Source organism: Stenotrophomonas sp. CFBP 13718 (assembly GCF_014842145.1).
Taxonomy (GTDB): domain Bacteria; phylum Pseudomonadota; class Gammaproteobacteria; order Xanthomonadales; family Xanthomonadaceae; genus Stenotrophomonas.
Window position 1 is genome coordinate 110,922 of sequence record NZ_JACYVC010000003.1, and the last position, 13,416, is coordinate 124,337.

The window sequence follows — 13,416 nt, forward strand, 5'->3', positions numbered from 1 at the left end:
GCGGCGCTCTTCTCACAGCCCTCGAAACATATCCATGCGCGCCTCGGTGCGCTGCATCTCGCCACGCATCCGCAGGTTCTCGCGCACCTCTTCATCGTAGCCCCTGCCGTTGCACATCAGCCCGGAAAGACACATCTCGTCCGCCATGGCAGATTCCGGCCCGCACTCCAGCCCACGCTCGCAAGCGAGCAAGCTGACCGCATAGGCATCCTGCTCGGACAGTTTCATGCCCACATCGGGATCAATCTCTTTCACAAGCAGACTGGACAACAGCACCCCCATCTCCTTCAGGGCTTCACCGTCCCCACCCGCCAGCGCCTCGTCGAGTAGCCCGGTCACCGCCTCACCGCTCCCTGTGGCATTCCGCTCGATGATGCGTGCAGAAAGGTCGCCGGCGTCTGCTGCCTGCCTACGCCACTGATGCGCGGTGGCCTGCATCTGATCCGGGGCGAGCCGCAACGCGTCGCACTGCAGCTTCAGACGCCCGGCGGCGGCGCGGTACTGCGCTGCGGTGACCTGATCACCACGTGCAAGGTTCGCCGACACCGCATCCACCGTGCTGTCGAACCTCGACCGTGCGTAGCCCATTCCCACGCAGCGCACACCGATCCCCGCCAGCTGCCGCATGGCCGCAGCATCACCGGCTTGCGCTGAGCGCTTCAGGGCGCTGACCGTGTGAACCTGTGCCTGGGCTTCCGGCATCGGCACCTGATGCACGGCCGGGTCCACAGATGGCACAGATGCAGGGATTGGTGTTCTGTCCGGCCGACTTGTCTCCGGCGAGCCGACAACGTCCATGCCTGTCCGCTCCTGCCTCCCCATGATCAGCAGAATCACGATTACCAAGGCGGCACACCAGGCGATCACGCTGCTTCTTCGCGCACGTCGTCTGCGCATTGCCACATCCGATCCGTCATCAAGTACGTTCACCACCGGATGCTAGCATCGGGCGCTCATCCTCAAGGACGATCACCATGGGAAGTTTCAGCGTCTGGCACATCCTGATCCTGTTGATCCTGCTTTTGATTCCGGTCGGTATCGCGCTGGTCGTCTGGTTCATCGTGCGCATCTCGAACAAGCGCTCGCCGGTGAGTCAGTTGCCACCGCGTACGCCCACTGACGACAACCCGCAGTAACTCCGAACGAGCCCGCACGGCTGCATCGGGTAGTGACGGCCGCTGGCCGTCAGTTTCTGCATGACGCCATCCGCGACCGGCGGCAGCCTTCAAGCACCTGCCCGCCCATCGACCGGCTTGACCAGCTCGCGACTCGCCACCAGCAGTCCTTCCACCAGCTCCTGTCCAAGAATCGGCTCACTGCCGCCGTCGTACAGACTCAGGTGTTCGGCGTGGAGTATTTCGAGAATGGCCGACAGCCCATGCAGCCGGCGCTGTTCTACTGTCGGGTTCACACGCCTGTTTGATGCGGCAAGCAGCCACGCAGCGCGCGCCGCCGGATCGCACAGACACGCCAGCACCGGGTGATCGGCAAGCAGCGCCTCAAGTTTTTCGACGGCACGCGCAGGCAGGTCGAGTACGGCGTCGCCGATCAGCGCATGCAGGCGGTGGGCGGGCGGATAGTGACGTGACATGGCAGGCTCTCGCAGCACGGAAGCGCCACCCGCGCCGAAGCGCAGGGTGGCAGGCGATGCGGGTTGACGTACCGGGAAACATGACGCGCAAAACCGGCGGATCGAGAGATCCCCGCGCACCGCCTGCCGCAGAACCGGCATGGCAGTACATTCTCCGCCGTGCCCGGAGGGCTACAACAGAGCGCGTCACATTTCTGAGCGGAACGTCAATTCCGACTGGAGCGAAGGCCCCAGCCCCGTCATCGTGCACAGCCGCCGCCGCTTCCCGCTATCAGGCTTCCTGCAATCTTGAGATCGATCGCCGACGTCTCACTGCCCTGACCGGCGCTGACACTCCCACCTCACTGTCCATGGATATCCAACTGAAGACGGTCGGACACCGGTAGCGCCGCGCCATGCTCGGCGGCAGCGCGCGCTCCGCATCAGCGCCCCGAATGCATCTCATCAAGCAGTCTGCGCAGCCACTCAAGGCGCTCATTCACCCGCTCCATTTCACCATCCCCCTGTGCCCGCTTGCGCACCATGCCTTCAAACGTCTCACCGCACATCAAGCCTATGAGGCACGTTTCATCGTGGCGAACCGATTCCATCCCGCAGTCCATTCCACGTTCGCAGGCCAGCAGGATCAGCGCCGTGTGGTCGTACGGGGTGCTGCCAATACCAAAGCGGGGAGGCGCCCTCTGCACTGTCGGTAAGTAGATCATCGACAGCTCATACAATGCGCGCGGATCGTCGGAAGCCAGTGCGTCGTCGATGAGGGTGTCCGCATCATCCGGCAATGCCGCCTGCGTCTCCGGCGTAAACGCGCGGCCGCGTTGACGCAAGCGCGCCAGCAGATCACCACTTTCCGCAGCATCAGCAAGAAGCTGACGGTACAGCAGCACGTGCTCCTTTTGGCTGCCAAGCCGGAGGTTCTCGCACTGCGATCCCACGCGGGTGGCGGCAGCGCGCAGCGCAGCCTGATCGACAGGATTCAACCGCGATGCCGTGGACTCAACGCCGCTCCAGAAATCGCTTCCCCGGTTGAGTCCAAAACTACAATTCAGGATCAGCTCGGAAAGCTCGCGCATGGCGACCGGGTCGCCGGCTTCCGCGTCGCGCCGAAGTTCCAGCACACGCGACGCCGCCGTCGCTGGATTGCTGCGCGGTGTCTCCGGCGCACCGCTCTGGTCCCCGGACACTCCAGTCGATCTCGTGACCGCTACGTCCCCGTCATTCGCGGGTTCGACGGAAGATGTGCCCTGCCCTGACCACCAGACGACAGCGGCAACCACACACAGCAGAAGCCCAACGAGGGTGAGCGCGGGTTTGAGCGGCCCCTTTGGCGGTTGATCCCTGCGCATGTGTCGTCCTTGATTCAATCCCTGCCCACTTTACCCGGCAGGCGCGACATGTCATCACCCGCCGCTGGCGGCAGCCCGTATTACAGTGGATTCCACGCTCATCCTGAGGCATGCCCATGCGCGCATCCCACGGCCTGGCCGGCCTGTTCCTGTCCCCCCTGCTGTGGAGTGGCATCGCCGCTGCCGCCGATCCAATACCACCCGATCAACAGTTGCAGCCGCTGTTTCAACAGGTCCAGGGCGCTCATCTGTTTCCCGACCAGAAGACGTTTGCTGACGCGATACCCCGCCGTGCGCCTGCCGACGTGCTGGGTGCTTGGCATCGTGAGCAGCTCCAACCGGGCTACGCGCTGCAGACCTTTGTCAGCGACAACTTTGAGATGCCTGCCGAGGCCAAGGCATACACCCCGCCGGCGGGCGAGACACTGCGCGCGCACATCGACGGTCTGTGGCCGGTGCTGACCCGGCAGACTGGCACGGTGGATCCGCATGGCTCGCTGCTGCCGCTGCCCAAGCCGTATGTCGTGCCCGGCGGTCGCTTCCGCGAGGTGTATTACTGGGACAGCTACTTCACGCTGCTTGGGTTGGCGAGCAGCCAGCAATGGCAGTTGGTACGCGACATGGTGGACAACTTCGCCTACCAGATCGATACCTACGGCCACATTCCCAACGGCAACCGCAGTTACTACCTCAGCCGCTCGCAACCGCCTTTCTTCAGCCTGATGGTGGATCTGCTGGCGACGCACGAAGGCGACGAGGCCTACCGACGCTACCTGCCCCAGCTGCGCGCGGAGCATGCCTTCTGGATGACCGGCGCTGAGGCCATGGCGGCCGGCACCGCGCAGACCCGCGTGGTGAAGCTGGCCGACGGCAGCGTACTGAACCGCTACTACGATGCCCGCGCGGTGCCACGCACCGAATCGTGGACGGACGACTTGGCAACGGCCGCGCAGGCACCGCAGCGTGCACCGTCACAGGTCTACCGCGATCTGCGGGCCGGCGCTGAATCCGGCTGGGATTTCAGCTCGCGCTGGCTGGATGATCCGTCGGCGTTGTCCAGCATCCGCACCACCGATATCGTCCCAGTGGATCTGAACAGTCTGCTGTACCACCTGGAAGTCACGATCGCGCGTGCCAGTGGCGCAACCGGTGACCGTGCGGGCCGCCGCGCCTTCAAGCAGAAGGCCGACGACCGCGCCCGCGCCATCAACAGCGCCCTGTGGGACGCGGAACAGGGCTGGTATGTCGACCGTGACCTGCGCAGTGGGCAGACGCGCCCGGCCCTCACGGCGGCGGCACTGTTCCCGCTGTGGCTGAAGGTGGCAACCCGGCCGCAGGCACGCCGCACGGCCGATGCGGTCGAACAGCAGTTGGTGAAACAGGGCGGCCTGCTGACCACGACCATCACCACCGGCCAACAGTGGGATGCGCCCAACGGCTGGGCGCCGCTGCAGTGGGTTGCCGTGGACGGGCTTCAGCACTATGGCCAGGACACGCTGGCGCGGAAGGTCGGTGTGCGCTTCCTGCAGACCGTGCAATCGGTCTACGACGGCGAACAGAAACTGGTGGAGAAATACGTCGTGGATGGGTCCGCCGGCGGTGGTGGTGGCGGCGAATACCCGTTGCAGGATGGCTTCGGCTGGAGCAACGGCGTGACGCTGGCGCTGCTGGATCGGCTGTGTGCAGCGAAGAAGCGCTGTGACAGTGCAGCCGACGTGGAAGACTCATCATCTCCGTAGTGCAAAACTGAAGACTTGCAGCCGCGCTTGCTTTAGAAGTGCCGAGCAGGTGCAAGGCACCCGCTCGATGATCCTGTCCGCGAACGGCAATCTCGCGGTGCGTAAGGCTTAATGCGCGGGTATGACCCTGCAGCCAACGGCCGGCTCTGCGCTCACTACCTCCGTACCGTCTCCTTTAGAGCAAAGATAGAGGGGCTTCTTCTTGGGTTCCCCATTTTGCCCCGCCCAGTCGCGCCAAGACGCGCCCGTTGTCTGAGTCTGGGTGACAACACTGCCAGACCCTGTACGGCCGACCACACCGGAAGAGACGACTGCTCGCGTAGCCTCACGCCCAGTCTCACAGCGCTGCTTATCAAATGCGCGACGCACGGCCTCCTTCTCACCCCTTACATTAGCGAGCTCTGAAGCCTCGATACCGTCGCCATTACCATATCCCACCCAGAAAGCTTGAACTTTGCTGGACTTCCTTCTTTGCTCTTGAGCCGTTGTAAGTTGGTCTTCCCGACGAGCTAGTGAATTAATCTCAATACCAAGCTCATCGCAGCTGTTACGCGCGTACTTCATGTCAGACGTGTATGAACCGGTAATTTCTGAAGGCTTCGTCGCCAGATTCATACATCCACACGCAGTAGTTGCGACGAGAAAACTCGTCACAGTCATTTTGATCTTCATCTTTCCCCCTGATTTGAAAGGCGCTCCATGCGCAGCTGAATGCTACGCGCACATTGGAAAGAGCGCACCTGCAAGTTACTGGTCAGGGACCACAGAGGACTAAGAGGCTCGCATGCTTCTCCCGCGCTCGCGCCAATAACCGAAGGAAATTTGTAAGTGCCGACTATGGATACACCTGATTGACGGGAGACAAGTTGTTCCCCTGACCCACCCAGTGTCCCAAGCGCGGCGGCACCGCTCGGCTAACTCCATGAAACCAGCGTGAAACGGCCATTCGAAAACTTTCACAACGAAACGCGCAGCCTCATGGCGCACGCTGCATCGGCAGCGCACAGATACGGAGCGTCATCCCATGAATACCCGCAGCGATTACGAAGATCGCAGACCCCTCGGTGCCGATGTGGCAACGGTAGTCAGCACACCGGCGATCGTCGCCCCTACGCACGAAAGCGCCGTCTCCTGGGGCGCCATCCTGGCCGGCGCTATCGGTGCTGCCGCGCTCTCGCTGATCCTGTTGATCTTGGGCGTCGGCCTTGGGCTGTCGTCGGTTTCCCCGTGGTCATTCGATGGCGTGTCGAAGGAAACGTTCGGCTGGACCAGCGTCGCGTGGCTGACCTTCACCGCCATCGCGGCATCGGCGCTCGGTGGCTATCTGGCCGGCCGTCTGCGCACCAAGTGGGCGGGCCTGCACGGTGACGAGACCTACTTCCGCGATACCGCACACGGCTTCGTGTCGTGGGCCGTTGCCACCCTGCTGACCGCTGCGCTGCTGACCTCCGCCATCGGCGGCATCCTCGGTGCCGGTGCGAAGGTTGCCGGCGCGACTGCAGGCGCTGCAGCGTCCACCGTCGGCGTTGCCGCCGCAGGTGCAGGCTCGGCCGCGATGGGCACCCAGGAAGGTGATCTGGATTATTGGGTCGACTCGCTGTTCCGCAACGCATCGACCGATCCGGCAGCGCCGCCGCCGCCGGCACCGTTGGCACCGGGTGCCATGCCATCGCCGACCGCTGCGGCCCCTGCTGCGCCGGGTAACGTCCCGCCGCCGCCGCGTCCGATGCCGGGCAACGAGCGTGGTGCAGATCGCCGCGAAGTCCGCAGCGAAGTGAACCGCATCATCGTGTCCAGCCTGCGTTCGGAAGGCCTGAATCCGGCCGACACGCAGTACCTGGCCCAGCTGATTGCCCGCGAAACCGGCATGAGCCAGGCTGAAGCACAGGCGCGCGTCACCGACGTGCAGACCCGCATGCGTGCAGCGCTGGAAGAAGCCAAGACCACCGCCATGAAGGCGGCCGATGACGCCCGCAAGGCATCTGCCTATGCCGCACTGTGGCTGTTCATCACCCTGCTGATCGGCGCGTTCTTCGCCAGCCTCAGCGCCACGTGGGGCGGCCGTCGCCGTGACCTGTAACTTCATTTCCCACCAAGGAGAGCTTTCATGAAGACCTTGCTGCTGTGGTTCCTGGGCGTGCCGATTCCGCTCTTGATCCTGTACGCGATCTTCTTCTGAGATCGCAGACCTGCATCGCATCAGGCCACCTTCGGGTGGCCTGATGCGTTTCGGCGGTCAGCTTTCCTGGCTGAGCTGCTGCACCAGATGGCGCGTCAGCCGGCGGCGCGCGAAGAAACCCTGCAACTGCCGCGCCTTGATGGTGGTCGGGCGCAGACGGACTCCGTTCCCGGCAGTTTCCTCCACGCGGTAACCGCGTGACGCCGCGCAGAGCTCCGCCCGCGCAGCGGTAATCACCACCACCGTGATTTCCAGTGAGGCCAGCGGCATGTCCGCAGTGATATCCGGATTCTCCGCGCAGGCCCGGTTGATCATCGTGGAGAATCGCCCGATATCGATCTCCTCGCCACTGCTCAGCGGCCCCACGTTGGTCGCCCGCCGCGCATCGCCCGAATCGGGCTCGTCACCACTAGCCCACTGCTCGTTACGCTCGGGAATGATCGCGCGGATGCGGGTGCCATCGGGCTGGGTGAGGTCGAACATGATGTCCAGCAGAAACACCGGCTCCAGACCAAGGTTGGTGACGAAGCAGTGCGCATTCATGCCCCGCCCTGCCCCGGAGGTGATCAGGATCGACGGTCGCCGCTGCCGCCGGTAGCTGGACAGGAAGACGTTGAGGTAGACGATCCAGATAAGGGCCGTCACGCCTGCCATCACGGCGGTAATCAGGGGTGCGTAGTGGAGCAGGGTCTGGAGCAACGTGGGATCCTCGTGCGTCTGTCAGGGCGCCCGCCGCAGGTGGAGTGAGGCGGCAGCGCGAGCGGCCCAATCTGCAGCGTATGCCGTAAGCACTGCGAGAAGCCAACATGAAATTCCGAGCCGGACCGCTGGAAAATCGGTCCGCCGTTGGGTAACGTCGTGCATCGGAACAGGGCATGCAAGGAGCGACGCCGCGATGGCAAGAGGGTATTCAAAGCAACGGGGCGATGGCACGGTCGCCTACTATGATGCTGAAGAAGCCATGTTGGCCGACGTGCCACCAGCGCCCGGGATGTTCGAGTTTTCCGTTTTCTGGGCCGTCATCGGATTCTTCATCTCCGTGCTCGCCGTGGCCCTGGTCAATTACGCCGTGGAGCCGGGCGTGGCCTGGTCCAAACCCATACGCTTCAGCCTGTCTCTACTGGGCGTAGCAGCAGGCACGTACGTGATAGGTCGTGCAGGTCAGTTCCTGTTACATGCTTGCTGGCTGTTGATGGGCATTCTGATCGTACTGGGCATCCTGGGCACCGTCGTTGCCACGCTCTGGCATTTCGCCTGAGCCTCCCTTTCTCCATGTGGAGTGCCGCCTCATGCTGCAGATGCGCCCCCATTGCGAATGCTGCGATGTTGATCTTCCTGCAACCTCGACAGATGCCTGGATCTGCTCGTTCGAATGCACGTTCTGCACCCGTTGCGTGGACACCACGCTGAAGCAGCGATGCCCGAACTGCGCCGGCGAACTTTGCAGAAGGCCCACACGGAATCCAGCCGCCGGGTAGAGCCGACTTCAGTCGGCTGCCGTCGACACCCCGTCTCGTGCCGGACTCACTTGGCAGGTGGTTGCCGCGCGGCTTCTTCTTCCCGCACTTCCCTGTACAAGGCCTCGAGCTTTGCCTCACCGGCGGCGCGTGCACGGGCATCCGCTTCGCTGTTCTGCCGTGCAGTTTCCTGGTATTCCGCCCAGCGGCCAGGCGGTAGGACCTCTAGCTGGTTGTCAGGACGTAGCTGGAGCGACACCGGCGTCTTCATCGAGACGGCGAAGTTGTCCAACAGCCACTTCCGCCGCACGTCCGGCGATGCATGAAGCAGGTCTGCCTCGGCATACGTCTGCATGGGCAGCAGTTGCTCGGCAAGCAGCTCATCGGTGGATACCCGCACGAGCCTGACAATCAGCCGCTCTCGATCCGAGTCGTCGTTGTAGAGCGCGACGACGTCGCCCTCTATCCAAAGCACCCACCAGTACCCCGCTATCGGATAGACATGGAAGGGCCGCTCGCGCACCAGCAGCACATTGCTTTCCTCGTCATAGAGTGTCTGCCAGCCAGGCGCTGCCTCACTCGGGGAGCAGTCCGTCGAGCTTGTCTTGATCGTCTCGACCCTGGCCTTGCCCTTCCCCGCGAGCAGTCGCGTCGTCCAGCAGCGCGTCGAATCGCGATTGTGCGAGGCCAGCAATATCGCATCATCGGCGAGCACGACCACATCGCTGTGCACGAAGGTATCGTTGGCGGCTTCCGGGTCCTGCAGCAGCGAGGCGAACGCTTTGTCGGACAGCTTTTCACCGTCGAGGTACAGCACGTACGTTGTGTAGTGCCGGTACTCGCTGATGTTGATGTCCAATCTGCTCTCGGTGACTGCGACGACCTTCAAGGTGTCGGAGGAGAGCACTGATTCCTTGCTGGTCCAGGCGCAGCCGGTCGAAAGCAGCAATGCGGCGATGCCGGCACGTGCGGTTGCGTGTAGGGTCGATCTCGTTCTGGCGTTCATGGCACTCCGGCCGGCAGGTACGTCAGTTACGAGATGGTGGGCCCACCAGGATTCGAACCTGGAACCAAAGGATTATGAGTCCTCTGCTCTAACCGTTGAGCTATAGGCCCGCTTGCCGAGCGTCAGTGTAATGCAAGGCCCCTGTCGGGCTCCAGATACCCATGCGTCGCCACGTGTGTCGCCCGCTCCTCTAGCGCACGCCCGCGTGGGTCGCCCAGCATGGAGGCCCACCTTCCAGGCTTCGTTCATGCCCCTGTTCCGATGGACACGGTTGCCTGCTGGATCCTCCTTCGCTGACATAGATCAGCGGCTCTCGTGGCCTCACACCCTCATTCTGGGCACGCAGTACTTCACCGTCATGCTGGGTGCCATGGTGGCCGCCCTGCTCATGGGGTTCGATCCCAGCCTTTCTCTGCTGCTGTGTGGGATTTCCACGCTGCTGTTCTACGTGGTCACGGCCGGTCGGGTGCCAAGCTTCATGGGTACCAGCGGCGTCTTTGTCGGTGCGGTGATCGCACTTACCGGCTACGACGGCCAGGGTGGCAACGCCCACCTGGGAGCCGTATTGGGCGGCATCCTCTTCTGCGGGGCGGCCACGTTCCTGTTGGGCATCGCCGTCCGCCGTTTCGGCACCCGCTGGATCATGGCGCTGCTTCCGCCGGTGGTGACCGGCACCATACTGCTGCTGGTCGGTACCAGCCTGGCGTCGATCCCGGCGACCATGCACGATGGCACGCCCTTCGGCACGGGGATCCTGCTTGCTACCGCGGCCCTGCTCGCCGTACTGCTGACATCGCGTCATCAATTCGTGCGGCGCATCGCGCTGCTGGCGGCTCTGGTCATCGGCACGCTCGTCCATGCCCTGTTCGGCAGCATGCTGGCGCTGGCAGCGCCGATCTCCCTGCAGCCGTTGCATCAGGCAGCGTGGTTCGGCGTACCTGCCTTCCAGGCTCCACGACTGGACGTGGCGACGTCCATGACGCTGCTGCCATTGGTGCTGGTGCTCGCGGTGGAGACACTGACCCACGTCAAGACGGTCGGCGACATGACCGGGCGCGACCTTCAGGGGCAGATGGGAAATGCGCTCATGGCGGATGGTGTGGGCACCATGCTCAGCGGGAGCAGTGGTGGCCCGCCGATGACGTCCTACGCCGAGAATGTCGGACTGATGGCGACAACCCGTGTCTACTCCACAGCGGTACTGGTCGTGGCGGGCGTCCTCGCCGTCGTACTCGGTTTGTCGCCCAAACTGGGGGCCGTGCTGCGCCTGATACCTGCGCCCGTGCTCGGCGGCGTCGTGCTGGTAATGTTCGGGATGATTGCGATTGCCGGTATCCGCATGCTGCACGAGCACGCCGTCGATCTACGCCAGCCACGCAATCAAGTCATCGTGCTCGTTCCGCTGATGCTGGGCGCGGGCCACTTCTCGCTGTCACTGGGAGCACTCACCTTTGACGGGGTGTCTGTTGCCTCAGTCGCGGCCATTGCCCTGCAGGCGATGCTGCCACGGCGCGCCGGCCCCTGAGAGACCGGCGCACAGTAGACCCCGATCACGCGACCGCGTACGGCCCTTGCGACTCGAAGTAACGCCGCAGACGCGTGCACGCTGGCGTCAGCACCGTCTCCAAATCACGGCTGGCATCCGGCTGCCACCGCAGGTTGACCACCCCCGCCAGCTCAGCCGTACCGCCGTGGCTTTCCAGCAGCACTACCCGGTCACCGCCGAGCACACCCAGCAGCACGCCCACTTCCAACAGCACGTCGTCGCGCGATGCGGGCCATGCCGCATCATCGGCGGTGCGCGCATCCTCGGTTCCCGCAAGCACGACCGCGAAGTCCACGCCGGCGGCGGTTTCCTGCAAGCGCTGCACCGCCAGACCACCACTGCGCGCCAGGCCGTCCTGCCACAGGCGCACGGTGAAGCCTTCACTGGCCAATGTTTCCTGCAGTACCTGTGCGGCATCGGCCGACTGCGCCGAGGCAAGCACGAGCACCTTCGTGCGCTCGCGTGCGCTGCCCACGTAATCGTTGCGCTGGAACAGCCTGCGCGCGAGCTCCTGTGCGACATGGCGATGGATCAGCGGAAACTGCTGCGCCAGGTCGTCCAGACGGGCCGCACTGAGACGTGCGACCACACTGGGTTCGGCCGCGACCACGGTGGCCGAGCGGATCTGCGTCGGCTGCACGGCGGCCATTTCGCCCACATGCTCGCCCGCTTTGCGGTGCGCTACGCGCTTGCCGTTGACGAAGACATCGAACGAACCGGTAACGATGAGGTAGACGTCATTGTCCACTCCACCCTGATGGATGACGGCGGCACCGACCTGTGCCTCCAACAAGGTCACACTGCTGGCCAATGCTTCGGCAAGTGCACTGTCACCCCGAACGAGTTTCTGTTCGGACAGCGCATACAGCAGGTTGCGGCGACCTTCGTCGCCGGTGAATCGAGCCAACATTGACGTCCCCCTGTGGACTGCATCCGATATGGATGTCACGCGCAGATTACCCCCAAATATGTGACGCGGAGCACGCATTTTTGGCAAATTAATAGGCAGTTGCTGAACAGGATGAACGCGCTCAGCCTCCGAATTGCCTCCCCAAGACGCCTACCCGGCGGGCGTTTTCCGCCGCCAGGTCGCGCACCGTGGATGAGCGTATCAAGTTGGATGCTGCCACGCGCTCCCAGAACTGTCGCGCCAGCGGTGCCGCCCACTGCAGGTGCACCAGATCCCGGCTGCTGGTGGGCGCGGGCGGTTGCAGCCCGGACGCTGGACGCAGGATGCCGGTACGCGAGGGCGCCAACGACATCGGCAGCATGTCGTACGCTGGCGCCAGCGACAGCGGGCCGCTATCGACTAGATGGAAACCGAGGTTTCCTTGATGCATGTCGGTGTTGCCGATGAGGCGGCCGAATGCCTGCAGGCGTCCAATGTCCGCCACGGTGTCGGTCGTCAGCCAGCCTTGGGCCTGCAGCAGGCCGGCAGCACCCGTCCACTCTTGTGATGCCTCACCCGTAAACGCCGAAGACAGCGCCGACAACGACACGAATCCGTGTCGCCCGAGCAGGTCGGGCGTGCGGTCGAAGCGCTCGACTTCCAGGAAGGTGTGCGTGTCTGTGGTCAGTAGCGAAGTGGCCGATGCAGCCACCCCCGCCGCGCGTAACGTATCCAACGCCAGATGCTCACAGACCAACAGATCCGCCCAGCGCTCGGCTGCGTCCCCGGCTCCTTGCTGGGCGAATTTCACCAACACGGCGCGACGCAGGCCGTCCTGCTCCAGCGTTGCGGTGAACTTGGGTTGCTCACCGCCCGGAGACGACCCAACTTCCTCGCCTTCCAGCGCAGCCAGTGCGCGGCGTGGGTACTCCCGGATGCGCTCACTCACCGCCATTCTGTCAGGTGGCGACTCAAGGACCTGAAGGGCCTGTTGCGCGGCCGTTCCACCGAGCAGCAGATCGCCCGACTGGGTGCCCCCCGCATTGACCAAGGCCAGCAAGGTATCGCTCAGCTGCCAGCGGTTGAGGTCGTTCGGCACGCCAATCGAGCGCGCCGCGCGGTGTGCGAACGTGCGCCCGAGAAAGCCCTGCGGCCGCAGTTCGTCGAGGTACCACGGCAGACCGGGGAAGAACGCAGGCACGTCGCCGTCAGGCGAGCGGGTGAGGTTGGGCCGCACCGCATTGGCTTGGAAATGGAAGGTATCGCCTGTCAGCGCGTGCAGTTCTCCCAGCGCTTCAAGCGTTGCATCGGCGCGAAGCCGATAAAGCGGCCACTGGCTGCCAGCGGGTGTCACCTGCCGTGCCGCGTACGCCGTGCTCCGGGTCTGGCCGATACGGACGACCTGGTCACCGGCCTTGGCGACCAAGCGGCTCAACGCCATCCGGTTCACACCCAAGCGCTCAGCCAAGGCGCCGGCCGCGATGGGATCACCGGGCGGCAGCTGGGCCAAGAGGGTCTGGATGGTGGGGGGGGTTGGCTTGGACATGCGCGCAGTGTTACATGATTTGTTACGTAACATTTTGGCTTAGTGGGAACAGCCCGTTGCGGCGCATGGCATTTTCGGAATTTGGTTACGAATAATGTTACGTAATTGTGGCTATGGGCG

13 protein-coding genes and 1 tRNA gene are annotated in these 13,416 nt (G+C 63.8%); 6 read left to right on the forward strand and 8 right to left on the reverse strand.

The features are described 5' to 3' along the window. Positions 1 to 12 precede the first annotated feature (12 nt). The gene (locus tag IFT58_RS06485; RefSeq protein WP_192094234.1) at positions 13 to 930 is read right to left on the reverse strand and encodes a hypothetical protein; all 918 of its coding nucleotides are present in this window, start codon (positions 928 to 930) and stop codon (positions 13 to 15) included. 44 nt (positions 931 to 974) lie between these two features. Between IFT58_RS06485 and IFT58_RS06490 the strand changes: the two genes are divergently transcribed. After that, positions 975 to 1,136: a hypothetical protein gene (locus IFT58_RS06490; RefSeq protein ID WP_192094235.1), complete on the forward strand. Its 162-nt coding sequence runs from the start codon at positions 975 to 977 to the stop codon at positions 1,134 to 1,136. A gap of 89 nt (positions 1,137 to 1,225) precedes the next feature. Here the strand turns inward: IFT58_RS06490 and IFT58_RS06495 are convergent, their stop codons facing one another. After that, positions 1,226 to 1,732 (reverse strand): hypothetical protein, encoded by a 507-nt coding sequence (locus tag IFT58_RS06495; RefSeq protein ID WP_192094236.1) that lies wholly within the window; start codon positions 1,730 to 1,732, stop codon positions 1,226 to 1,228. Positions 1,733 to 2,013: 281 nt separating this feature from the next. Further along, positions 2,014 to 2,934, reverse strand: a complete 921-nt coding sequence (locus IFT58_RS06500; protein WP_192094237.1) for a hypothetical protein — start codon at positions 2,932 to 2,934, stop codon at positions 2,014 to 2,016. 116 nt (positions 2,935 to 3,050) lie between these two features. Here IFT58_RS06500 and treA point away from each other — a divergent pair, with 116 nt between their 5' ends. Both treA and IFT58_RS06510 read left to right on the forward strand, forming a co-directional pair. Beyond that, positions 3,051 to 4,673 (forward strand): alpha,alpha-trehalase TreA, encoded by a 1,623-nt coding sequence (gene treA, locus IFT58_RS06505; RefSeq protein WP_192094238.1) that lies wholly within the window; start codon positions 3,051 to 3,053, stop codon positions 4,671 to 4,673. Between the two features lie 1,024 nt (positions 4,674 to 5,697). Then, on the forward strand, positions 5,698 to 6,753 hold the full coding sequence (locus IFT58_RS06510) for a hypothetical protein (RefSeq protein WP_192094239.1): 1,056 nt from the start codon (positions 5,698 to 5,700) through the stop codon (positions 6,751 to 6,753). Positions 6,754 to 6,909: 156 nt separating this feature from the next. On the opposite strand, the gene IFT58_RS06515 is transcribed toward IFT58_RS06510, so the two are convergent. Beyond that, a complete protein-coding gene (locus IFT58_RS06515) occupies positions 6,910 to 7,551 on the reverse strand; it encodes a hypothetical protein (RefSeq protein WP_188325101.1) in 642 nt (213 codons plus the stop codon). Between the two features lie 196 nt (positions 7,552 to 7,747). Here IFT58_RS06515 and IFT58_RS06520 point away from each other — a divergent pair, with 196 nt between their 5' ends. Further along, positions 7,748 to 8,110: a hypothetical protein gene (locus IFT58_RS06520; RefSeq protein WP_192094240.1), complete on the forward strand. Its 363-nt coding sequence runs from the start codon at positions 7,748 to 7,750 to the stop codon at positions 8,108 to 8,110. A 40-nt stretch (positions 8,111 to 8,150) separates the two neighbouring features. Beyond that, a complete protein-coding gene (locus IFT58_RS06525) occupies positions 8,151 to 8,330 on the forward strand; it encodes a DUF1272 domain-containing protein (RefSeq protein ID WP_249405633.1) in 180 nt (59 codons plus the stop codon). Positions 8,331 to 8,376: 46 nt separating this feature from the next. Here IFT58_RS06525 and IFT58_RS06530 read toward each other — a convergent pair whose 3' ends face one another. After that, positions 8,377 to 9,315: a hypothetical protein gene (locus tag IFT58_RS06530; protein ID WP_192094242.1), complete on the reverse strand. Its 939-nt coding sequence runs from the start codon at positions 9,313 to 9,315 to the stop codon at positions 8,377 to 8,379. Positions 9,316 to 9,349: 34 nt separating this feature from the next. Continuing rightward, a tRNA-Ile gene (locus IFT58_RS06535) sits at positions 9,350 to 9,425 on the reverse strand. 137 nt (positions 9,426 to 9,562) lie between these two features. Here IFT58_RS06535 and IFT58_RS06540 point away from each other — a divergent pair. Further along, complete coding sequence (locus IFT58_RS06540; RefSeq protein WP_192094243.1) at positions 9,563 to 10,840, forward strand: solute carrier family 23 protein; 1,278 nt, start codon at positions 9,563 to 9,565, stop codon at positions 10,838 to 10,840. Positions 10,841 to 10,865: 25 nt separating this feature from the next. Here IFT58_RS06540 and IFT58_RS06545 read toward each other — a convergent pair whose 3' ends face one another. Both IFT58_RS06545 and yjjJ read right to left on the reverse strand, forming a co-directional pair. Next, positions 10,866 to 11,771 carry a TIR domain-containing protein gene (locus IFT58_RS06545; RefSeq protein WP_192094244.1) on the reverse strand — a complete coding sequence of 302 codons (906 nt, stop codon included), beginning with the start codon at positions 11,769 to 11,771 and terminating at the stop codon, positions 10,866 to 10,868. A gap of 121 nt (positions 11,772 to 11,892) precedes the next feature. Further along, positions 11,893 to 13,296 carry a type II toxin-antitoxin system HipA family toxin YjjJ gene (gene yjjJ / locus IFT58_RS06550; protein ID WP_192094245.1) on the reverse strand — a complete coding sequence of 468 codons (1,404 nt, stop codon included), beginning with the start codon at positions 13,294 to 13,296 and terminating at the stop codon, positions 11,893 to 11,895. Positions 13,297 to 13,416 lie beyond the last annotated feature (120 nt).

Bases quoted from the DNA above. Each gene is read 5' to 3' on its own strand.
- IFT58_RS06510 (WP_192094239.1), top strand. From the start codon at position 5,698: ATGAATACCCGCAGCGATTACGAAGATCGCAGACCCCTCGGTGCCGAT.
- IFT58_RS06530 (WP_192094242.1), bottom strand. From the start codon at position 9,315: ATGAACGCCAGAACGAGATCGACCCTACACGCAACCGCACGTGCCGGC.
- treA (WP_192094238.1), top strand. From the start codon at position 3,051: ATGCGCGCATCCCACGGCCTGGCCGGCCTGTTCCTGTCCCCCCTGCTG.
- IFT58_RS06490 (WP_192094235.1), top strand. From the start codon at position 975: ATGGGAAGTTTCAGCGTCTGGCACATCCTGATCCTGTTGATCCTGCTT.
- yjjJ (WP_192094245.1), bottom strand. From the start codon at position 13,296: ATGTCCAAGCCAACCCCCCCCACCATCCAGACCCTCTTGGCCCAGCTG.
- IFT58_RS06500 (WP_192094237.1), bottom strand. From the start codon at position 2,934: ATGCGCAGGGATCAACCGCCAAAGGGGCCGCTCAAACCCGCGCTCACC.
- IFT58_RS06495 (WP_192094236.1), bottom strand. From the start codon at position 1,732: ATGCCGGTTCTGCGGCAGGCGGTGCGCGGGGATCTCTCGATCCGCCGG.
- IFT58_RS06545 (WP_192094244.1), bottom strand. From the start codon at position 11,771: ATGTTGGCTCGATTCACCGGCGACGAAGGTCGCCGCAACCTGCTGTAT.
- IFT58_RS06540 (WP_192094243.1), top strand. From the start codon at position 9,563: ATGCCCCTGTTCCGATGGACACGGTTGCCTGCTGGATCCTCCTTCGCT.
- IFT58_RS06520 (WP_192094240.1), top strand. From the start codon at position 7,748: ATGGCAAGAGGGTATTCAAAGCAACGGGGCGATGGCACGGTCGCCTAC.
- IFT58_RS06525 (WP_249405633.1), top strand. From the start codon at position 8,151: ATGCGCCCCCATTGCGAATGCTGCGATGTTGATCTTCCTGCAACCTCG.